The sequence below is a fragment of the Chromobacterium sp. W521 genome (genome assembly GCF_052805975.1).
The window spans coordinates 50,733-72,372 of record NZ_JBRBAF010000012.1 but is presented as its reverse complement, the minus strand read 5'-3'; the positions used below and the strand labels follow the sequence as shown (position 1 = coordinate 72,372).

15 protein-coding genes and 2 pseudogenes are annotated in these 21,640 nt (G+C 62.5%); 8 read left to right on the top strand and 9 right to left on the bottom strand.

Translation table 11 applies throughout. From position 1 onward, the window contains the following. Nucleotides 1-181 precede the first annotated feature (181 nt). Nucleotides 182-940 (top strand): GGDEF domain-containing protein, encoded by a 759-nt coding sequence (locus ACUXV1_RS18740; protein ID WP_446016190.1) that lies wholly within the window; start codon nt 182-184, stop codon nt 938-940. A 1-nt stretch (nt 941) separates the two neighbouring features. Here ACUXV1_RS18740 and ACUXV1_RS18735 read toward each other — a convergent pair whose 3' ends face one another. After that, nucleotides 942-2,234, bottom strand: a complete 1,293-nt coding sequence (locus ACUXV1_RS18735; RefSeq protein WP_446016191.1) for an NAD(P)/FAD-dependent oxidoreductase — start codon at nt 2,232-2,234, stop codon at nt 942-944. 173 nt (nt 2,235-2,407) lie between these two features. Then, nucleotides 2,408-3,373, bottom strand: a complete 966-nt coding sequence (locus ACUXV1_RS18730; RefSeq protein ID WP_039755418.1) for a LysR family transcriptional regulator — start codon at nt 3,371-3,373, stop codon at nt 2,408-2,410. A gap of 624 nt (nt 3,374-3,997) precedes the next feature. Here ACUXV1_RS18730 and ACUXV1_RS18725 point away from each other — a divergent pair. The 3 genes and pseudogenes from ACUXV1_RS18725 to ACUXV1_RS18715 all read left to right on the top strand — a co-directional run bounded on the left by ACUXV1_RS18725 (nt 3,998) and on the right by ACUXV1_RS18715 (nt 7,682). Beyond that, nucleotides 3,998-5,914, top strand: a pseudogene (locus tag ACUXV1_RS18725) (ribonucleoside triphosphate reductase). Beyond that, nucleotides 5,901-6,602: an anaerobic ribonucleoside-triphosphate reductase activating protein gene (locus ACUXV1_RS18720; RefSeq protein ID WP_446016192.1), complete on the top strand. Its 702-nt coding sequence runs from the start codon at nt 5,901-5,903 to the stop codon at nt 6,600-6,602. Before ACUXV1_RS18725 ends, ACUXV1_RS18720 begins: the two are co-directional and overlap by 14 nt. Nucleotides 6,603-6,881: 279 nt before the next feature. After that, nucleotides 6,882-7,682, top strand: coding sequence for a helix-turn-helix transcriptional regulator (locus ACUXV1_RS18715; protein WP_114153105.1), 801 nt, complete (start codon nt 6,882-6,884; stop codon nt 7,680-7,682). Nucleotides 7,683-7,692: 10 nt separating this feature from the next. Here the strand turns inward: ACUXV1_RS18715 and ACUXV1_RS18710 are convergent, their stop codons facing one another. Continuing rightward, nucleotides 7,693-8,421 carry an acyl-homoserine-lactone synthase gene (locus ACUXV1_RS18710; protein WP_194427067.1) on the bottom strand — a complete coding sequence of 243 codons (729 nt, stop codon included), beginning with the start codon at nt 8,419-8,421 and terminating at the stop codon, nt 7,693-7,695. A gap of 355 nt (nt 8,422-8,776) precedes the next feature. Here ACUXV1_RS18710 and ACUXV1_RS18705 point away from each other — a divergent pair, with 355 nt between their 5' ends. Continuing rightward, nucleotides 8,777-9,958, top strand: coding sequence for an NAD(P)H-dependent flavin oxidoreductase (locus ACUXV1_RS18705; protein WP_194427068.1), 1,182 nt, complete (start codon nt 8,777-8,779; stop codon nt 9,956-9,958). A gap of 247 nt (nt 9,959-10,205) precedes the next feature. Here the strand turns inward: ACUXV1_RS18705 and ACUXV1_RS18700 are convergent, their stop codons facing one another. The 4 genes and pseudogenes from ACUXV1_RS18700 to ACUXV1_RS18685 all read right to left on the bottom strand — a co-directional run. After that, entirely contained in the window at nt 10,206-11,000 is a 795-nt protein-coding gene (locus tag ACUXV1_RS18700; protein WP_446016193.1) for a MetQ/NlpA family ABC transporter substrate-binding protein, read from the bottom strand. A 76-nt stretch (nt 11,001-11,076) separates the two neighbouring features. After that, nucleotides 11,077-11,754 (bottom strand): methionine ABC transporter permease, encoded by a 678-nt coding sequence (locus ACUXV1_RS18695; protein ID WP_019104597.1) that lies wholly within the window; start codon nt 11,752-11,754, stop codon nt 11,077-11,079. After that, complete coding sequence (locus ACUXV1_RS18690) at nt 11,754-11,987, bottom strand: NIL domain-containing protein (RefSeq protein WP_332087002.1); 234 nt, start codon at nt 11,985-11,987, stop codon at nt 11,754-11,756. The genes ACUXV1_RS18695 and ACUXV1_RS18690 overlap by 1 nt, the downstream gene beginning before the upstream one ends. Nucleotides 11,988-12,032: 45 nt before the next feature. After that, a pseudogene (locus ACUXV1_RS18685) lies at nt 12,033-12,764 on the bottom strand (methionine ABC transporter ATP-binding protein); the annotation flags it as partial. Nucleotides 12,765-12,982: 218 nt separating this feature from the next. On the opposite strand from ACUXV1_RS18685, the gene ACUXV1_RS18680 reads away from it, so the two are divergent. Then, on the top strand, nt 12,983-14,338 hold the full coding sequence (locus tag ACUXV1_RS18680) for an aldehyde dehydrogenase family protein (RefSeq protein WP_081555081.1): 1,356 nt from the start codon (nt 12,983-12,985) through the stop codon (nt 14,336-14,338). A 30-nt stretch (nt 14,339-14,368) separates the two neighbouring features. Here ACUXV1_RS18680 and ACUXV1_RS18675 read toward each other — a convergent pair whose 3' ends face one another. Next, nucleotides 14,369-16,696 carry an N-6 DNA methylase gene (locus ACUXV1_RS18675; RefSeq protein WP_446016194.1) on the bottom strand — a complete coding sequence of 776 codons (2,328 nt, stop codon included), beginning with the start codon at nt 16,694-16,696 and terminating at the stop codon, nt 14,369-14,371. A gap of 179 nt (nt 16,697-16,875) precedes the next feature. Here ACUXV1_RS18675 and ACUXV1_RS18670 point away from each other — a divergent pair, with 179 nt between their 5' ends. Next, the gene (locus tag ACUXV1_RS18670) at nt 16,876-18,522 is read left to right on the top strand and encodes a methyl-accepting chemotaxis protein (protein ID WP_446016195.1); all 1,647 of its coding nucleotides are present in this window, start codon (nt 16,876-16,878) and stop codon (nt 18,520-18,522) included. A gap of 426 nt (nt 18,523-18,948) precedes the next feature. Beyond that, a complete protein-coding gene (locus ACUXV1_RS18665; protein ID WP_446016196.1) occupies nt 18,949-20,586 on the top strand; it encodes an APC family permease in 1,638 nt (545 codons plus the stop codon). 18 nt (nt 20,587-20,604) lie between these two features. Here the strand turns inward: ACUXV1_RS18665 and cynR are convergent, their stop codons facing one another. Beyond that, entirely contained in the window at nt 20,605-21,531 is a 927-nt protein-coding gene (gene cynR, locus ACUXV1_RS18660; protein WP_446016197.1) for a transcriptional regulator CynR, read from the bottom strand. Nucleotides 21,532-21,640: the final 109 nt, after the last annotated feature.

Here is a 21,640-nt window from a genome sequence, read left to right as displayed (position 1 = left end):
CGTTTTTAGCTTGTTTTCAACGCCGTATCGCCAACGCTCAGCAGTTCGTGAACAGGTGCTTATAACGTGTTGCCGGCGCGCACTCCTTGTGGCCGGGCCAAGTTTGGGCTAATCCGAAAAGAATCAACGCAATCTAACCGCCTCCCGGCGGCCTGCACTCATCGGAAACGGCCCAAGCCCCATGAAGCCACGCCTGTTCAGCCTCCGGCAGATCTTGCTCGACTTGGCCACCCTGCTCCTGGCCAATCTGCTGATATTCTGGCTGGCCCAGCGTTACCAGTGGCTGAACTCCGGCGACGTCAATGCGCAAACCATGGCGCTGGCGCTGCTGCTTTGCGTCAACCTGGCCGTATCGCTGGCGCTGTTCGCCTACCGCCGCGCCCGCGAATCCCACGCCATGCTGCAAGAGCTCAACACCATCGCCGGCCAAGACGCGGTCACCGGCCTGGCCAACCGTCGCCAGGCCAACACCATCCTGGAACGCGAAACCGAGCGCTCCTACCGTACCCGACGGCCCTTCTCCGTGCTGCTGTTGGACATCGACCACTTCAAGGAAGTCAACGATAATTTCGGCCACCTGGCAGGCGACCAAGTACTGGCCGCCTTTGGCCAACTACTGCAAAAACGCGCGCGCCAGTTGGACACGGTGGCGCGCTGGGGCGGCGACGAATTCTTGCTGATTTGCCCGGAAACCGAGCAGAGCGGGGCGATGGCGCTGGCCGATGATATCCGCCAGCGCTTGGTGCAGACCGAACTGCCGGCGGTGAACCGCCTGACCACCAGCATCGGCGTGGCCACCCAAACCCTGGACGACATGCCGGAGACCCTGCTGCACCGCGCCGACATGTATCTGTACGCGGCCAAGAACGCGGGCCGCAACCGCGTGGTGGGCGAAGCCGGCAGCGCCAACCGCGAGCGGCGCCTCGCCCCCGACGACTAACTCACAGCCCCAAGCGGTCCCTGAGCCCGTACCACCACGCTCCCATGGTCAGCATTGGCACGCGGAACGCGCGTCCGCCGGGGAAGGGATAGTGCGGCAGGCCGGCGAAACGATCAAAGCGCCGGCTGTCGCCGTCAATGGCCTCCGCCAGCAAACGCCCGGCCAGATGGGTGTAAGTCACGCCGTGGCCGCTGCACCCCTGCGAGTAATAGACATTGTCGCCAATGCGCCCGGCCTGCGGCAGCCGCGACAAGGTCAGCGAGAAATTGCCGGTCCAGCCAAACTCGATCTTGTAATCCGCCAACTGCGGAAAGGTTTTCAACATTTTGGGGCGGATCAGCCGCTCCACCTCGCCCGGATCGCGCGCGCCGTACACGGTGCCGCCGCCGTACAACAGCCGGTTGTCGGCGGTCAGCCGGTAATAGTCCAACAGGAAATTACAATCCTCGACACAGTGGTCTCCCGGCAACAGGCTCTTGGCCAGCGCTTCCGGCAACCGTTCGGTCGTCAGCACCTGGGTGCCGCAAGGCAGACTCTTCTCCGCCAAAGCCGGCAATAGATCGCCCAGATAAGCGTTGCCGGCCACCACCAGAAAGCGGCAACCAACCTCGCCGCCGGCGGTCTCCACCCGCACCCGGCCGCCGGGATGAATCTTCAGCGCCGCGGACTGCTCGAAAATCCGTCCGCCAAGGGACTCCAGCGCCGCCGCTTCGCCCAGCGCCAGGTTCAAGGGGTGAATATGCCCGCCCCAATTGTCCAGCAAAGCGCCGACGTACTGATCCGACGCCACGATGCCCCGCATGCCCTCGCGATCCACCAACTGCAAACCGGTATGGCCGTAGCGCTCCCACAAACGCTTCTTCGCCGCCAGTTCATCCAACTGCTTCTGGGTGAAGGCGGCGAACACATTGCCGTTTTTCAGATCGCACTGGATGTTGTACTGCTCGATGCGCTCGCGAATGATGCGCCCGCCTTCGAACGCCATCGCGCCCAGCCCCTCGGCCGCCGCTTTGCCGTGCCGGCGCTCGATGACATCCATATCGCGGCTGTAGCTGTTGACGATCTGGCCGCCGTTGCGGCCCGATGCGCCCCAGCCCACCCGCACCGCCTCCAGCACCGCCACCTGATAACCGCGCTCCGCCAAATGCAACGCCGCGGACAAGCCGGTGTAGCCGGCGCCGATCACGCAGACATCGACCTGCAGAGCCCCCTGCAAGGACGGGCGCTCCGGCGCCGGATTGGCCGATGCGGCGTAATAAGAGCGGGTATGTTCTTGTCGGGCCGGCGCGTTCATAGCTGTCTCCTTGGCAGAGCGAACGCGTGGCGTCCGTTCATGATTGGTATAAAAACACAATACACGCGCTCATTATATTTAACAACACCTGGGAGAAAGGATGGCTCGCAGCGGTAAAAAGACAACAAAAAAGCCAGCGCGAGCGCTGGCTTTCGGATGAAGCGGAGACGGGATCAGACTGAGTTTTTCTGAGCCGCCTTGCGTTTGGCGCTCAGATCCAGGCCCGGCAGATCCGCCATGATGTCCGGATGATCCGCCAATTTCTCCACGACGAAATCAACGAACACCCGTGTGCGCGGCGCGATGTGATCGCGATGCGGGAAACAGATGTAAATCGAGCGCTCCAGCGACACCATATCGGTCAACACCGGCTCCAGCTCGCCGGAACGGATCAGGTGCACCACCTCATGACCCGGCAACTGGGCCACGCCCATGCCCAGACGCGCCAGCTCGGCCACCGCCTCCATCTCGTTCAGCGTGTAAGTGCCGTTGACCTCCAACGGAATCCGCTCGCCCTTGCGATCGAACTCCCACTTGAACAGGCGGCCGGAAGTCGGGAACTGGAAATTGATGCAATCGTGGTTGCTCAACTCCTCCGGAGCGCTCGGACGGCCATGCAAATCCCAATACCCCGGCGACGCCACCACGTAGAGCGGCATCTGGGCCAAGTTGCGCGCCACCATGCGGCTGTCCGGCATCATGCCGGAACGCACGCCCACATCGTAGCCGTCCTCGATCAAATCGCTGAAGTGGTCGTCCAGGCCAAAGAAGACCCGCACCTTGGGGTAGCGCTCGCAGAACTCGCCCATGATGGGCAAGATGAAACGCCGGCCAAAGGAGTTGGGCATGCTGACCCGCAGATGACCTGCCGGCTCGTCGCGGCTGGCCTTCAACTGATTGATCGCCGAATCCAGATTGTTGACCGGCCCGCGGCACTGGGCGTAGAAACGGCGCCCGTCCTCGGTCAGCGTCAATTGGCGCGTGGTGCGGTTGAACAGGCGAACCTCCAGTTCCTGCTCCAGCCGGGCAATGCTCTGGCTGATAGCGGCCGGGGATACGCCCAGCTTGCGCGCGGCGTCGGAGAAACTGCCGTTTTCCGCCGTGGTCATGAAGACCATCAATGCTTTTAAGGTGTCCATAATCAGGGATGTTCCAGGCTCGGCATCGCCTACCCTTCACGCCCGGACGGACGCCCTGGATTTGACAATGCTGATAACATTATTAAGTAGTATCTCTTTAAAAAGGGTACACCATACCCTTTAATGATTAAAGAAGAACTTGCAAATTGTTGTGAATGCATCTTCATGGACAAATCCACGCCAGGAACAGAACCGACCGCAGCTTCCCCACTGCACCGCTCACGGAGCGCACTTTGTCATATAGTTTTTACAGCCTAGTTGAAAATACATCGCCCTATTTTCTATGCAATCCAAGTATGCACCTGATTCGGGCTGAATGCCATGAGTTTGTTGCAACAGACTCAATGAAACAGCATCAAGTTGGCAACAATATGCCGCAGGGGCAACGATGATCGCCGCGGAGCGGCATCGGCAGCACGACGGCACCCATCCAGCATAAGCCATGCGTCGCCGCAAACAACACGATAATCGCACTCCACGACCTATTTCCCCCCACCAGGCAAGCGCCGCCGTCGCCCAAAAGCGCCGCACTTGATCCGCGTCAAGTTATCGCCACCTCAGCCACACAGGCCACAAAACACAATTTATAGTGCAAACCATTCAATAACTTCACTAGATATAGCAATGAGCACAGCTTCCGCGCCCACCGCCATGGTGGATGCCATCTCCGCGATCGACGAATATCTGGACCGGGCCGACTGGCGGGTCAACGCCAACGCCAACCAGGGCTACAGCCTGGGCGGCCTGATCCTCAACATCGCCGGCAAGCTCACCGCCAATTACTGGCTGGAGCGGGTGCTGGCGCCGGAAGTTGCCATGGCCCACCGCCAGGGGGATCTGCACATCCACGATCTGGACATGCTGTCAGGCTACTGCGCCGGGTGGTCGCTGCGCACCCTGTTGCAAAATGGCTTCAACGGCATTCCCGGCAAGGTGGAATCCGCGCCGCCGCGCCATCTGTCTTCCGCCTGCGGCCAAATCGTCAACTTCCTCGGCACCCTTCAAAACGAGTGGGCCGGCGCCCAGGCGTTTAGTTCCTTCGACACCTACCTGGCCCCCTTCGTCAAAAAAGACGGGCTGAGCTACGCCGACGTGCGCCAGTGCGTCCAGGAACTGATCTACAACCTCAACGTGCCCAGCCGCTGGGGCACCCAAACCCCGTTCACCAACCTGACCTTCGACTGGACCTGCCCGGACGACATCGCCGAGCAGATTCCGGTGCTGGGCGGAGAGGAAATGCCGTTCCGCTACGGCGATTGCGCACGCGAAATGGCGATGATCAACCGCGCCTACATCGAAGTGATGCTGGCCGGCGACGCCAAGGGGCGCTCCTTCACCTTCCCCATCCCCACCTACAACATCACCCGCGACTTCGACTGGCACGGCGAGAATACCGACCTCTTGTTCGAAATGACCGCCAAATACGGCCTGCCCTATTTCCAGAACTTCGTGAACTCCGACCTGGAGCCGCAGATGGTGCGCAGTATGTGCTGCCGGCTGCAACTGGACTTGCGGGAACTGCTCAAACGCGGCAACGGCTTGTTCGGCAGCGCCGAGCAAACCGGATCCGTCGGCGTGATCACCATCAATTGCGCGCGTCTGGGCCACCGCTTCGCCGGCGACTACGCCGCGCTGCTGGCCGAAACCGACCGCTTGCTGGAACTGTCCCGCGACGCCTTGGAGAAAAAGCGCAGCGAAGTGCAAGCACGCATCGACGACGGCCTCTACCCTTACACTCGCCACTTCCTGGGCTCGCTGCGCAATCATTTCAGCACCATAGGCGTCAACGGCATCAATGAAATGATCCGCAACTTCAGCGCCGATCGCATCGACATCACCAGCGACGAGGGCCACCAGCTGGCCTGCGACTACTTGGACCACATCCGCCAGCGCATGGTCGAGTTCCAGGAGAGCACCGGGCATCTGTACAACCTGGAAGCCACCCCGGCGGAAGGCACCACCTACCGCTTCGCCAAGGAAGACCGCAAACGCTATCCCGGCATCCTGCAAGCCGGCAGCGACGCTCATCCTTATTACACCAACTCCAGCCAATTGCCGGTGGGCTTCACCGACGACCCGTTCGAGGCCCTGCAACGCCAGGAACTGCTGCAACGCAAATACACCGGCGGCACCGTGCTGCACCTTTATATGACCGAGGCGGTCAGCAGCGCCGACGCCTGCCGCGAACTGGTGCGGCGCGCGCTGTCCCGCTTCCGCCTGCCTTATATCACGGTGACCCCCACCTTCTCGATCTGCCCCAAGCACGGTTATCTGTCCGGCCATCACGAATTCTGCCCGCGCTGCGACGCGGAACTGCTGGCGCGCCAGTCTTCATAAGCCCTGTTAAGAAAGGAAAAGCCCGTGACTCCTCCCACCCGCCTCCCCGGCCAAGACGCCGCACCCCTCCATGACGAGCAACGTACCCGCTGCGAAATCTGGACCCGCGTGATGGGCTATCACCGCCCAGTGCAGTCCTTCAATATCGGCAAGCGAGGAGAATTCGACGAACGGGTCTGCTTCAGTGAAGATGCTGCCCGCTGACCCCGCAGCAGCCCGCATCGGCGGGCTCACGCCATTCTCCAGCTGCGACTGGCCGGGCAAGTTATGCGCGGTGGTCTTCATCGCCGGCTGCCCCTGGCGCTGCGGCTATTGCCACAACCCGCACCTGCTGCAACGCCGGAACGGCGAAACCCGCTGGCCGGAGATTCTACGCTGGCTGCAAAGCCGGGTCGGCTTGCTAGACGGCGTGGTGTTCTCCGGCGGCGAACCGCTGCAGGAGCCGGCGTTGCCGGCTCTGCTGGAACAAACCCGCGCGCTGGGCTTCGCCACCGGCCTCCACACCGGCGGCGCTTATCCACAGCGCCTGCAGCGCGTTCTGCCTTTTCTCGATTGGGTGGGCCTGGACATCAAGACCGATTTTGGCGCCTACCCGGCACTGACCAGCCTGTCGCGCAGCGGCGAACAAGCAGAAGCCGCGCTACTCTGTCTGTTGCAAAACAACATCAATTTTGAATGTCGCAGTAGCATAAATCCTCACTGGCACAGTGAGGCCCAACTGACGGCGCTGGCACGGCGGCTGGCGGCGCTGGGCGTCGCCCATTATCACTGGCAGCGCCTTCGCCCGCCTCCATCCGCCGCGTTTCCCCCCGCCCCCGCCGGCTGGCCCGCGCCGGAACTGGTAGAAGAGATCGCGCCTTTGTTCCAGCGCTTCAGTTATCGGGAGCACTGACAGAAGGTCCAGTTTTCCCGGGGTGTCCAGCCGCCTCCCTTTATGACGCCCCAACTTTCCCCCCTGTTTTCCCCTCGTCCATTAGCACCAAATAAGTCATTGATCAATATAATTATTTCTACTTACGGATTTTTGGACAGGCAATTTGTTATAATGTCGGCGACGAATGCAACAGTCGCTGTTCTTGGCACCAGAACAAGGAGTTAGCGCTTCCCATGCCTTTTGCATGTGGGCTACTATCCAGCAGCGTAAAACCACAAGATCAAGAAAGATTTGCTCATGGTCATCTCAAATTCCGCGATAGCACGGCCGCTGCCCAGCGGTTTGTCCGCGAGTCAGCAATGGACATTGCTGGAATGGATTCACCTTGCCGGACAAATCGAAACCGAAGCCGAGCTCAGGGCTTTCCTTGACGTCATCATCAGCCAGGCGCCTTCCGAGCACATTGTTCTGGCTTTGGGTCGAGTCAACCAACAACAGCAGATCCAGCGCCTGGAACGCGTGTTGAACGTCAGTTACCCGGTTGAGTGGACCGAGCAATACATGAAGGAAAACTACTCGCAATGCGATCCCATTCTTCGCATTCACCTAGGTCAGGGGCCTGTCTCGTGGAACGACAGGTTCAGCCGCGCAAAGGGTAAAGATGAGAAGAAATTCATTGCTGAAGCCTCATCCGTCGGTTTAGGCGATGGTTTGAGCTTTAGCGCGGTATCGCAACGAAACAACCTCGGCTGCATTTTCTCGCTGAGCGGCAGTGAAACCATCCACGACAGCAATCTAGTGGCCATGCTGGACTGCCTGACGCCCCATTTGCATCAAGCTGCGGTACGCGTAGCGAACTTGCCGCCGGCGACCCCCAGCTCCATGCCCTTGTCCCAACGGGAATACGATATTTTCCACTGGATGAGCCGCGGCAAGACCAATTGGGAAATTGCCACCATCCTGGACATCAGCGAACGTACGGTGAAATTCCACGTCGCCAACGTCATCCGCAAGCTGAACGCCAACAATCGAACTCACGCCATTGTGCTAGGCATGCATCTTTTGCCGCCTCCCGGCCTTGTCGTCAGCGGCCCTTAGCTTAAGCGTGTCAAATCAGATGCGGCATCGAGGTGTATTGCGCTTCAAACTCCCGCCAAGCGCCAACTCGTTCCTTTGGCGCCTCAATGCCCTTCCGCAATCCCAGGATGAACTCAGGCTCCGCCTGGGGCCAATCCACATAGCCGGCCATGGACAGCACGCCGCCATCCAGATGCATGGGGACGCCCACCGGCACCACAGGGAAACCCATCCGAACGATATGTCGGTAAAAAACAGGCTCAACCACGAAATACATGCGTTCGATGCCCCGCAGCTGCGACCATTCCAGCAGACTCAAATAAAGTAAGCGTCCGACTACTCTCATTTGCTGCGGCGAGATGTGTTTGTCAACCGCAAAGCGGGTAATCTCCGCCGCTTTCTCCCCTTTCAGGATTTTCTCTCCCGAGGCCAATAATCGGGAAAACTCCCTCTCTATCATAAAAGGGTGCGAACCATGGGTCAGGCGTACAGACCCCACTACCCCATGGCTGTCCTGAACAGCGAGATTGTCGGAAAAATCATCGTACTCATCGCGGTCCAAACCATCGGCGCTTGGCGCCACCCAATGCAGCCTCTCCCTAAAAATATGATGTCGGAATTTCAGCAAGTCCGTCTCCCGATTGGTTCCATTGACTCTACTGACCGACGTATTGCCCAGCTTGATAGGAAAAAAACGCGCCATAACTATCTCCTGATCCATTTTTCTAACCGCAGGGGCAATGTAAGTGCTGGTTTCCACAGCGAAATCTGACAAAATGGCCAGGAAATGGAGTTGAAAGATGTGCTAGCGGTTTGTTACTAGCCCCTTTTGACGGTTGATGAAAAAAAGCCTATGCAATCCATTTTTCACCAAAATAAAATGACATAAACATAACAAGAAAGCCAATAACAATCGCCTTAGAAATATCCTTACTAAAATCAAAAGCTTGCACTTTCTTATGCAAGACATGCAAATACTCAAGTCATTGAAGAATCAATATTTTCTTTAATTAAAAAGCACCTGATCGTTCGTTTTTTGCTCTAGAGCAAAGACTCTTAGACCCTGCCGCGCCTACGATTGCCTAGTTATTCACCCGTACCCGCATCGTTGCTAAATGACCACAAATTCCCCGCTCTACGCTCCCTTGCAGATAGGGCAACGCGCTCTGCTTCCCATCGTGCAAGGCGGAATGGGCATAGGCGTCTCCGCCAAAAGCCTGGCCGGCCACGTCGCTCGCGAGGGCGCGCTGGGCACTGTGGCCAGCGTTGACCTGCGCCACCTTCACGCCGATCTGGTCGAGCAATCGCAATACGCGCGCGGCCAGGCCGAACTCGATCGTCTCAACCTGATTGCGCTGGATCGCGAAGTGAAGGGCGCTTTGACCTACGCTCAGGGCCGCGGCATGGTGGCGGTCAATGTGATGAAGGCCGTGGCCTCTTATCCGGACTATGTGCGTCAAGCCTGCGAATCCGGCGCGGAAGCGGTGGTGATGGGCGCGGGCCTGCCGCTGGACCTCCCGGAGATGACCTCGGGCTTTCCCAAGGTGGCCTTGATCCCCATCCTGTCCGAGGCGCGCGGCATCGGCATCGTGCTCAAGCGCTGGATGAAGAAGGGACGGCTGCCGGACGCCATCGTCATCGAGCACCCCAAACACGCCGGCGGCCACCTGGGCGCGGCCAGCCTTGCCGAACTGGACGCCGAACGCTTCAGCTTCCAGAAAGTGCTGGACGAAACCCGACAGCTGTTCAAAAGCCTGCAACTGGAGAGCGAGCGCATCCCGCTGATCGTTGCCGGCGGCGTCAACAGCTTTGAGAAGATGAAAGCCTGCATCCAGGACTTCGGCGCATCCGCGGTGCAGATTGGCACCGCCTTCGCCGTCACCCGCGAGGGCGACGCGCACGATAACTTCAAGCGCACGCTGGCGGAGGCCAAGCCGGAAGACATCGCCGAATTCATGAGCGTGGCCGGCCTTCCGGCGCGCGGGGTGCTGACGCCCTTCCTGAAAAGCTATCTGAAGCGCGAGACCATCTTGCAGGCCAACGCCAAAGCCGACCCGGCGCGCTGCACTCAAAGCCTCAATTGCCTGAGCGCCTGCGGCCTGCGCGACGGCGTGGCCAAGATGGGGCAGTTCTGCATCGATCTCAAACTCGCGGCGGCCTTCCGCGGTGAAGTGAGCAAGGGGCTGTTTTTCCGAGGCGCCGATCCGCTGCCTTTCGGCGACGCGATGCGCAGTGTCAGCGAAACCATCCGCTATTTCCTGACCGGAGAGAAACCGGCCGATATCGCCGGCGCCTGAGTGCCTGTTCAACGCCTCGCGAGCAAGGGCGAGACAAGACGAGAACAGCTTCAAGCCTGTTGGCAAACAAGACAAAGCCCCGCTCTGCGGGGCTTTGTCGATTAAAACCAGATATTCACGATCTCGCGAGCAAGAGCGAGACAAGGCGAAAACGGCTGAAGAAGCGGCATGTCCATACGGTACATGAGCATTCTGAGGACGGTTTCAACGCTGTATCGCTGACGCTCAGCCGATCGTAAACAGGTTCTCAGAACGCCGGGATCACCGCGCCTTGGTACTTGCTCTCGATGAATTTGCGCGCTTCCGGGCTGGCCAGCGCAGCGGCCAGCTTCTTCACACCCACGCTGTCCTTGTTGTCGGCGCGCGCCACCAGCAGGTTGGCGTACGGCGAAGTGGTCTCGATGAACAAAGCGTCGCGCTTGGGATTGAGCTTGGCTTCCAACGCGTAGTTGGCGTTGATCAGCGCCAGGTCCACCTGCGGCAGCACGCGCGGCAGCGTGGCGGCTTCCAGTTCCTTGATCTTCACCTGTTTAGCGTTGGACGTGATGTCTTTCACCGTCGGGTACAGGTTATTGCGGTCCTTCAACTTGATCACGCCGCCCTGATCCAGCAGCAGCAAAGCGCGGCCGGCGTTGGTCGGATCGTTGGGAATGGCCACGGTCGCGCCCTTGGGCAGGTCCGCCACTTTTTTGAACTTGCTGGAGTAAGCGCCAAACGGCTCGATATGCACCGGCTTGCTGGCCACGACCAGCTTGGTGCCTCGATCCTTGTTGAACTTGTCCAGATAGGGAATGTGCTGGAAGAAGTTGGCGTCCAACCGCTTCTCGGACACTTGCAGATTGGGCTGCACGTAGTCGTTGAACACCTTCACCTCCAGCTTGACCCCTTGCTTGGCCAGGGTAGGCTTCAACGCTTCCAGGATTTCCGCGTGCGGCACCGGGGACGCCGCCACGGTGACGGTCACCAGGTCTGCGGCCAGCGCCTGCGCGCCCCACAGCGCGGTTACGGCGGTAAAGGCGAAGCGAGCGATATTCTTTTTCATGATGCGATTTCCTCTATTCAACACAGTGTTGGGTTCAAATCTCTTGGGTTTTCGATGCGGCCGCAGCGCAGAGCGCTCAGCCGCGTTGACAGCGCAGCACCAGCCGGTCGCCGAAACTCTGTATCAACTGCACCAGCAACAGCAGCAACACCACGGTCACCACCATCACCTCGGTCTGAAAACGCTGATAACCGTAGCGCACCGCCAAATCCCCCAGGCCGCCGCCGCCAATGACGCCGGACATCGCGGTGTAGGACACCAACGCCACGGTGGTCACCGTCGCCGCGCCCACCAGGCCCGGCAAGGCCTCCGGCAGCAGTACATGGCGCACGATCTGACCCAGGCTGGCGCCCATGGACTGGCTGGCCTCGATCACCCCCCGGTCCACTTCGCGCAGCACGTTTTCCACCAGTCGGGCGAAGAAGGGCGAGGCGCCGGCCACCAGCGGCGGAATCGCGCCCGCCACCCCTATCGAAGTGCCCACCAGCTTCAGCGTCAGCGGGATCATCACGATCAGTAAAATCACGAAGGGCAAGGAGCGGAACACATTGACCAGGAAGGACAGCGTGGCGTACAAGCGCGGCCGCGACAGCAATTGACCCGGCGAGCTAACGTACAGCACCACGCCCAGCGGCAGGCCGAACAGCACGGTGAACAACAGCGAGGCGCCCAGCATGGTCAGCGTGTCCAGCGTGGCCTGGCCTATTTCCAACCAGTCCATGCTCAATAATTGAGTCCAGTCGAAACCTTCCATCACAACACCTCGCAACGCACGCCATGGCTGGCGAATAATTCAGGCAGGCTCTCCAGCGGAGCCTCCGACTCGATCACGCCGGCCACCAATTGGCCAAACGGCGTGCCCTTGATCTCGGACAGCGTGCCGCTGACCAGGTTGAAGCGGGCGCCCGCCTCCTTGCCCACCACATCCAGCACCGGCTGCAAGGTGGGATCGCCAACGAAAGTCAGCTTGATCAGCGGCGCGCCCACTCGCTGCTGCCAGGTCTGGCGCGCTTCTTCATGATACAAGCCGGTTTCCGCCAATAGCCCGCGGGTCACCTCGTGCCGCGGATGCAGGAACACGTCCAGCACCGGCCCCTGCTCCACCACGCGGCCGTGGTCCAGCACCGCGACCTGATCGCACAATTGGCGGATCACGCGCATCTCATGGGTGATCAACACAATGGTCAGGCCAAGCTGGCGATTAATGTCGGCCAGCAGGGTCAGAATGGAATCCGTGGTCTCCGGGTCCAGCGCCGAGGTCGCCTCGTCGCACAGCAACAGTTCCGGGTGATTGGCCAGCGCGCGGGCGATGCCGACGCGCTGCTTCTGGCCGCCGGACAATTGCGCCGGGTATTTGTCGCGATGGCCGGATAGCCCCACCAAGGTGAGCAGCTCCTCGACGCGGGCGTCCATATCGGGGGCGGACACGCCGCCGGCCAATTCCAGCGGAAAGCGCACATTGCCCGCCACGGTGCGCGATTTCAGCAGATTGAAATGCTGAAACACCATGCCGATGCGCTGACGGCGCAGTTGCAATTGCCGGCTGTCCAGCGCGGTCAGATCCGTGTCGCCCAAACGCACCGCGCCGCGGTCTGGCCGCTCCAGCAGGTTCAAACAACGCACCAAGGTGCTCTTGCCCGCGCCGGAACGGCCGATGATGCCGAACACCTCTCCCTTGGCCACCTTCAGGCTAACGTCAGCCAGGGCCGGCACTTCGCGCCCGTCCACCCGGTAATGTTTGTATAAATTTTCTATTTCAATCATGCCTTGCCTCTGAATCCCGCCGTCCGTCAACGCCACTGCTTGGCGATTGCGAACCAGTCTATAAGCAAGCCACATAAAACCTAAAGAACTATAAATTCAAAACTCTATTCAAATTAGAAATATAGAAGACAAATCGCCGCGGAATTGACGCCGCTCCCACCCCGGGCCTGGGGATTTTTGCTACATTGTGTCTTTGTTTGAAACCAATACAGCACGTCATGACCGCCTTTACCAGCTGCAACCCCGCCACAGGAGAAGTCGTCTACACCCGCGCCGCCTGGCCGGAAGCCCAACTGTCCATCGCGCTCGCCCAACTGCGCGAGGCACAGCGCCACTGGCGCGAGCTGAGCGTGGCAGAACGGGCCGCGCAGCTGCTGCGCCTGGCCGATCAACTGCAGGCACATCGGGAAGAACTGGCCGGCCTGGTCACGCTGGAGGTGGGCAAACGCACTGCGGAATGCCTGGCGGAAATCGACAAATCCGCCCAGTTGATCCGCTACTACGCTCAATTGGCGCCGGAACTGCTGGCCTCGCTGGACATCCCCACTCAGGCCAGCCGCAGCGGCGTGGCCTTCGAGCCGCTGGGCACGGTGCTGGCGGTGATGCCGTGGAATTATCCGATCTGGCAGGTGCTGCGCTTCGCGGTGCCGGCGCTGATGGCCGGCAACGCCTGCCTGGTGAAACCGGCTCCGTCGGTTCCTCAATCCACCCAGCGTCTGCTGGAGTTGGCGCGCGCCTCGGGCCTGAGCGTGCTGGACGTTGCCTGGATAGATCATGATCAAGTGGAAGAGGCCATCCGCCAGTGCGACGCGGTGGCCTTCACCGGCTCCACTCAAACCGGGCGCGCCATCGCGGCGCTGGCCGGCCGCCATCTGAAAAAAACCGTGCTGGAACTGGGCGGCAGCAACCCCTTCATCGTGCTGGCCGACGCCGACGTCGCCGCCGCGGCCCAGGACGCGGCCAACTCCCGCTTCCGCGACGCGGGCCAGAGCTGCAACGCGGCCAAGCGCATGATCGTGGTGCCGGAAATCGCCGAAGCGTTCATTGACGCCTTCTGCGCCGAAGCCGCCAAACTGCGCGCCGGCGACCCGCGCCACCCCGCCACCACCTTGTCGCCGCTGACCCGCGCCGATCTGCGCGAAGCGCTGCACGCCCAAGTGCTTGACGCCGTTGCACACGGCGCCGAGCTGCGGCTGGGCGGGCAGATGCCGGCCAGCCCCGGCTTCTTCTACCCGGCCACGGTGCTGGACCGGGTCAACCCGGATTGCCGCGTTTACCACGAGGAAGTGTTCGGCCCGGTGGCCGGCATTTTACGCGCGCGCGACGAAGCCGACGCGCTGCGGCTGGCCAACGACACCCCGTTCGGCCTGGGGGCCAGCATCTACAGCGCGGACAAGGAGCGTGCCTGGGCGCTGGCGCGCCAGATCGAAGCCGGCAGCGTGTTCATCAACCGCCATACCAGCTCCGACCTGCGCCTGCCTTTCGGCGGCGTCAAATCCTCCGGCTATGGCCGCGAGCTGTCCGAGTTCGGCCTGTACGAGTTCGTCAACGTCAAAACCTACTGGCAGAAATAAGCCGCCGTCGCAACGGCGGCCGGAGGGCCCTCAGTCTTCAGACGGGAAGCGCGCCAACAGCGCGTCGCGTCGCGCCTGCCATTGCAGCAGGCGCTGCTGCAGGGCAAGCAAGGCTTCGTCCTGGCGCGCCCATTCCTCCACCAGCTTGCGTTGCTCGCTCAACGGCGGCACGGGCAGCGGGATTTCCGCCAGCGCCTCGAAACCGAACTCGGCCCCCTCCACCGCCGCGCCCAGCCGCTCCAGACAAAAGCGCCATCCTTCCGACTGCCGGTAGCACTCCAGAAAAGCCGGCGAGATCCGGGCTTCGTCCAGCGCGAAGGCCCTCTGGTCCGCCGCGGCCAGCGCCGGGGCGTCGTCGGCGTTGCGCGCCAGCGCGCCCTGATACAAACGCGCCGGATCGAAGACGAAAGCGTTGGGCGGCAGCGCCGTGCCCAAGCCCTCTCCGGCCCGACGCCAGCCGCCGTCCTCGGTAACCTCCAATAGTTCGCCTTCGGCGGTGGCCTCCAGCGGCGCGGCCAGTTCGCCCAGTTTGCACACTTCCCAGTTGCCGGGAATCACGCCCAACGGACTGGGTTTGAACGATTGATGCGGGCTCCACTTGCCCATGCGTCGGGTGCCGTAGCCACGGTTGAGCAAGGCCTGGATGCCGCTAGGACGCAGCTTGCGCTTGGCGGCGTACTGGCAAGACAGCAACTCCAGCTTTTCATCCGTCAAGGCCAGGCACCCCTCAAGCTCGCCCTCCTCCACCCGCCAGCCCTGCTCTTCCGTGAAGAAGGCCGCCAGCCGCGCGTCCAGCGCCTGTTCCTGCTCTTGCAAGGCGGCCAGCTCAGTGGCCAAGGCCTCGGGGTCCACAACCTCGGCCGCCTCATCCTGGGCGAAGTAGCGCTGTACGTTCAGATTGCCCCGGTGGCCTTGCTTGATCTCGCGCAGCCCCACCAGGCGCAGATAGTCCGGCTCCTCCGTCTCCTGCTCCACCGCGGCGCGGTAGGCGCGCAGAATATGCTCGATGTCCTCTTGCCGCAGCGTGTTCTGCACCCGGCCACGGCCGAACTCCTTGCTGGCGTCTACGATGATCACCTTATTGCGCAGGCCCGCCGGTTTATTCTTGTTCAACACCACCACGCAGGTGGGCATGCCGGAGCCGTAGAACAAGGCCGGCGGCAAGGCGATCACCCCCTCGATGCGGTCGCCGGACTGGCCTTGGCTGCCAAACAGCAGGCCGTTGCGGATACGGCCCTCGTCGCCGTCGCGGAACAGCACGTCGTGCGGCATCACCAGCGCGGCGCGGCCATCCTCTTTCAAGGTGGCCAATACGTGCTGAACGAAGGCGTAATCGCCAAAGCTGCGCGGCGGAATGCCATAGCCAAAGCGCTTATGCTCGTCCGCCAGCTTCTTGTAATTGGGCTCGGCCGGACGCTTGCGGCGACGCTTCTTGCCGTCGGCGGGCGGCGGCTCCACCGCCTCGTCCTCCAGCGGAGTCCACCAGTTTTTCACCGTGAACGGCAGTTGCGCGACGATACGGTCGAAGCGAGGCAGCCAGCCTTCCGGGGTCAGGTGCTTGGGCGCCACCAGGGTATCCCCCAATTCCAGGCTCATCTCCACACCGTGGAAATAAGCGCATAGCTTGGCCATGGCCCAAGTGGCCGGCAGTTTTTCCTGGCCGAACAACTCCAGCGCAACCCGGCCGTCCGGCAAGCGGCCACCGGGCCGCGCGCTCATCATGCGCCAAGCGTCTAGCAAGGTGCCGGCCGCGCCGCAGCTGGGGTCGTACAGGCTCTGGCCCGGCTGAAGCTCGGCCAAACGCAGCAGCAACTGACTGACCGGCGCCGGCGTGGAAAAGGCGCCGCCGCGCTTGCCGGACTCCGCCGCGTAGCGGCGCACCAGCCCTTCGCAGACCTCGCCCAGGCGGGACGGGTCCTCCAGATCGGCGTCGCCCAGCTTCAGCGCGCCGATATGGTTCATCAAGGGGTGCAGCACCTCGTCGCTCAAGCGCTTGTGGCCCTGATATTGCGCAACGCTGAGCACCCCGGCCAGCGCCGGATGATGCTCCTCGATGGCGGCCACCGCTTTGTCCAACGCCTCGCCTATGCCTTTCTTGCGCTCTTGCAGGCCGGGCCAGCGCGCGTGCTGCGGGTAGACGCCGTATTGTTCCTGCACCACGCCGTCGGCGCGCTTGCGGCTCATGCCCTCGGCCGCCATTCGCGCCTGAACCCGCTCCACGAACACATCGTGCAGGCGCTTGAGCACAAACAGGCCGAACACGTGGTTCTTGTAGTCGTACAGGTCCACTTGCTCGCGCAGCAGTTCCGTGGACGCCCACAGCTCGTGTTCCAACTGGTCCGGGGATAGCAAAGTCATAAGCCAACAATCAAGTTAAATGACAAATCCGGCTATTTTAGCCGCAACGCCTTGCAGCGTCGGCAAAGAATGGTCGCGGCAATAGGGTTCTCAACAGGACAATTGATCCCCATGTCATTCTGCCGTCATCCTGTGCGCCTAGACTGCGGCTCTCTCGCATCGCAACGCACGACATCATCATGACTTTGGCCAAACACCTGTGGCTGACCATCTTCTTTACCCTCGCCAGCCTGGCGCTGGCCCTCATCCTCACCGGACAGCAGCTGAGCGGTCTGACCCGCGCGGTGGACCGCCACAGCGCGCGTCAGCAATTGAGCGCCAGCCTCTACCAGCTCAAGGCCGGCGTGTTGCAGCTGTCGCGGCTGGACCCTCTGCTGCCGGATAGCCCGGCTCGGCTGAGGGACACCAGCCTGGCCGTGGCCCGCCTGACCGGCGACATCGCCGCCGGCCTGCCCGCCAGTGAAGCCGTTCCCTTTCGTCAGGCCGTAAGCCGGCTATGGCAGGACTACGAGCGCAACCTGAGCAGCGCGCTGGCCATCGCCGAGACCGCGCCCCAGGATGCGCTGTCCATTCCGGAGCAAGCCTGGCAGCAAAGCTTGCAGCCGCTGGCGGCCTTGCTGGACCGCCAACAGGCGCAGGAACAAGGACGGCTGGCCCAGGAAACGGCGCAACTGCAAGATACCTTGCAAAGCCTGGCCTGGCTGACGCTTGGCCCGTTGGCGCTGGCTAGCCTGGTGGTGGCGGCGATGCAGCTAGCGCTGGCGCGACGGCTGAAGCGGCAGTTGCAGGCAATGGCCGCTTCAGCCGACGCGCTGGGAGAAGGCAACCTGGCGATGCGGCTGCCGGCCCAGGGCCGCGACGAACTGGCCGCCACCGCCGGCCGCCTGAATCAGTTCCTGAACAAACTGAGCGACTTGCTGCGTCGGGTGGAAGCCGACGCCCGCCGCAGCGGCGGGGACTGCCAGCGCCTGCAATTGCTGACTTTGCAAGTGGCCGATGCCAGCCGCCAGCAAAGCGCCAAGGCCAAGCTGAGCAACGAGGCGGCCCACGCGGTGGCCGACAGCGCCCAAACCGTGGCCGGCCATCTGCAACAGGCGGACGCCCACACCCGGCAAGCTGCGGACGATACCGGCCGCGCGCGCGAACTGGGCCGGCTCAACGCCGAGGCGATGCGGGCGCTTGCCGACAATATGGGATGCGCGCAAATGGAAATGCGTCAGCTTCAACTCAGCCTGGACGACATCGCAGGCGTCAGCGGGCTGATCCGCGACGTGGCCGAGCAAACCAATCTGCTGGCGCTCAATGCCGCCATCGAGGCCGCGCGCGCCGGCGAAAGCGGCCGCGGCTTCGCCGTGGTGGCCGACGAAGTGCGCAAACTGTCGGAACGCACCCGCGCCGCCACCGGCAGCATCTTCGACGCGCTGGGCCGCGTGGAGGGCGCCACCGGCTCGCTGCACGCCGCGCTGGAGCAAGCCGGCCACGCCTGCGCCGACAAGCTGGACTCGCAACAGGCGCTGGATCAGGCGCTGCTGCAAGTGGACACGGGGCTGGAGCGCTTGAATCGCTTGATGGCCGACATCCGCGAGCACAGCGCCGCCCAGGCTCGCGCCGGCGGCGATATTCGCCAACACGGTCACGAGGTGGCTCACCTCGCCGCCGCCATCGACCAGCACATGCAGCAAGCCGCGCCGGTGATGCAGCACCTGGCCGCCGCGGCGCAGGATCTGAATCAGACCCTGAGCTGGTTCCGCATCGACGCGCCGGACGCCGAGCCCGCGCCTTCCGCTGCGGCAACCGATTGGCGGCTGCTGCAACAACCGGCTTAGCCGCCTCGCCGGCGTCAATTAGGCAGAAAATTGCCGCCGGATCACTACTAGAGCATTTATTCCATTTAAACCCTTGCCATTCGCCTAAACGCGCAATAGATCACCCATTTCCTCGCCACTTTCAATCTTTTGTCATGTTTGAAATAAGCTAGCGAGTACATTTCGTTACATACCGTAATGAAAAGCAAAGGTAGATTAGCCCCCTCTTATAAAAGAGCACATTAGACCGGGTCCACCCGGCATCCGGGACAAGCTCGCCGGCGCCCTCCGCGCCGGCGCATCCAGCACGCCGTCATTCTCCATGCCATGCCCTCCGCCCCGGACGGCCGGGCGAGCGCGTCGTGGCCGGAACTTGTCCCCATCGCTTGCCCGCCGCGTCCGGGACTGACTCTACCGGGCCGTCGGGTTTTCAGACAGGAGATACCTTTGACACAGCAACACTCCCGCCATATCGGCCCCATTGCCCTGATGCTGACCGGCCTGGGCTCCATCATCGGCTCCGGCTGGCTGTTCGGCGCCGCGCACGCCGCCCAGATCGCCGGCCCCGCCGCCATCGTCGCCTGGATAGTCGGCATGGTGATCATCCTCTCCATCGCTCTCAGCTACGCGGAACTGGGCGCCATGTTCCCGGAAAGCGGCGGCATGGTGCGCTACGCCCGCTACTCCCATGGTTCCCTGCTAGGCTTCATCGCCGGCTGGGCCAACTGGATCGCCATTGTCTCGGTGATCCCTATCGAGGCCGAGGCCTCAGTGCAATACATGAGCTCCTGGCCTTACGCCTGGGCCCAACATCTGTTTTCCAACGGCGAGTTGACCCCGCCCGGCTTGATGCTTTCCGCGCTGCTGGTCATCGTCTACTTCATGCTCAACTACTGGGGCGTGCGCCTGTTCGCCAAGGCCAACAGCGCCATCACCATCTTCAAAGTGATCGTGCCGGCGCTGACCGTGGGCGCACTGATCTACAGCGGCTTCCATCCCGGCAATCTGGGCGGCGACACCCCTGGTGGCTTTGCCCCGTTTGGCTGGGCCAGCGTCATGACGGCGGTGGCCACCAGCGGCATCGTGTTCAGCTTCAACGGCTTCCAAAGCCCGATCAACCTGGCCGGCGAAGCCCGCAATCCGGGCAAGAGCGTGCCCTTCGGCGTGGTGGGTTCCATCCTGCTGGCCGCGGTGATTTACGTGGCGCTGCAAGTGGCGTTCATCGGCGCGCTGTCGCCGGCGGACCTGGCCCACGGCTGGCAAGGACTGAACTTCAGCTCCCCCTTCGCCCAACTGGCGATGGCGCTGGGCCTGAACTGGCTGATGCTGCTGCTGTACTTCGACGCCTTCGTCAGCCCCAGCGGCACCGGCGCCACCTATATGGCCACCACCTCGCGCATGATTTACGGCATGCAGCGCAACGGCACCATGCCGGAGATCTTCGGCCGCATTCATCCGCTGTACCAGATCCCGCGCCCGGCGATGTGGTTCAACCTGGCCATCTCCTTCGTGTTCCTGTTCTTCTTCCGCGGCTGGGGCACGCTGGCGGCGGTGATCTCGGTGGCTACCGTGATTTCCTACCTGACCGGCCCGATCAGCGTAGCCTCTCTGCGCCGCTGCGCTTCCGACCTGCCCCGCCCGCTGCGTCTGGCCGGCCTGAGCGTGATCGCGCCCTTCGCCTTCGTCTGCGCGTCCCTGGTGCTGTACTGGGCGCGCTGGCCGCTGACCGGCGAGATCATCTTCCTGATCGTGGCCGCCTTGCCGGTGTACTTCTGGTATCAAGCCCGCGCCGGCTGGCCGGAGTTTGGCCGCGAACTGAAAGGCGCGCTGTGGATGGTGCTCTACCTGCCGACGATGGCGCTGCTGTCCTACATCGGCAGCCAGGACTTCGGCGGCATCGGCCTGTTGCCCTACGGCCCCGACATGGCGGTGGTGGCGGTGGTATCTCTGGCCTTTTACTACTGGGGTGTCAACAGCGGCTGGCGCACGCGTTATCTGGACACCGAGCATGACGCCCACGCGGTAGCCAATATGGAAGCCGCCGAGAGCGCTCCGCGCGGCAAGCTGGCGGGCCAGCAAGCCTAAACCCCTCTAGGGAGCCGCTCAGCCGGCTCCCGCCGCGGGCGGCCTCGCGCCGCCCTCGGCTTCCAACTCCTCTCCCAAAGCATCCAGCACCGGCAGAAACGCCCGCAAAGCGGCGCTGCGGTACGCGGCCTTGCGCGTCAGAACCGCCGCCGTGCGCGCCGGCAACGGCGTTTGCAATCCCACTGCCCCCAGCTCCGGATGCCGCCGCGTGATCGCCCGCGGCAGGATAGTGGCGCAATCGCTGTGGCGGACGATTTCCATCACCGCGCCGATGCTGTTGGCCTGCGCCGCGATCCGCGGCTTCAGGCCCAATTCCCGGAAATAGCGATCGATATGGCCGCGGGTGGCGAAATCCGCGCTCAACAGCGCCCAGGGCGTCTGCGCCAAAGCCTCGGCGTCCACCGCTTCCGCCTGTCGTCGCCATGGGTGGCCGTCGCCCACCACCACGGCCAGGGTTTCGCTGAACAGCGGCCGCGCGTCTATCTCCGTCGAACGCGCCTGATCGAACGCGATACCCGCGTCGATCTCGTCCTCCAGCAAAGCCAGCTCGATGGCATCCAGCGTCGCCTCGCGCACGCATAGTTCAATGCCGGGGTAGAGGCTGCGCAGCCGCGCCGCCAACGGCCCCAGCAGGTAGCTGGCAAAAGTCGGCGTCATCGCCAGCCGCAAGCTGCCGCGCGACAAATCGCCGACATCCCGGGTGGCTCGTCGCGCCGCCTCCAGCTCGCGCAACGCGCGGCGCGCGTATTCCAAATAAGCGGCGCCGGCGTCGGTTGGCCGCACCGTCCGCCCGCCGCGGTCCAGCAACTGCGCGCCCACCGTCTCTTCCAATTGCTTGATCTGCTGCGACAGCGTGGGCTGCGAGACATGCAGCGCTTCGGCTGCCCGGGTGAAGTTGCCGTGCTCGACGACGGCCTGCAGGTAACGGATATGTCGAAGAATCATGCGCCCAAACTATAGGAAATAATTATGGAAACCATTTTATATCGGTCTTGGACCCTATAGAAAAAAAGCCTCATCCTTGGCGCATCCCTTCCCCGCCAAGGAGCAAGCC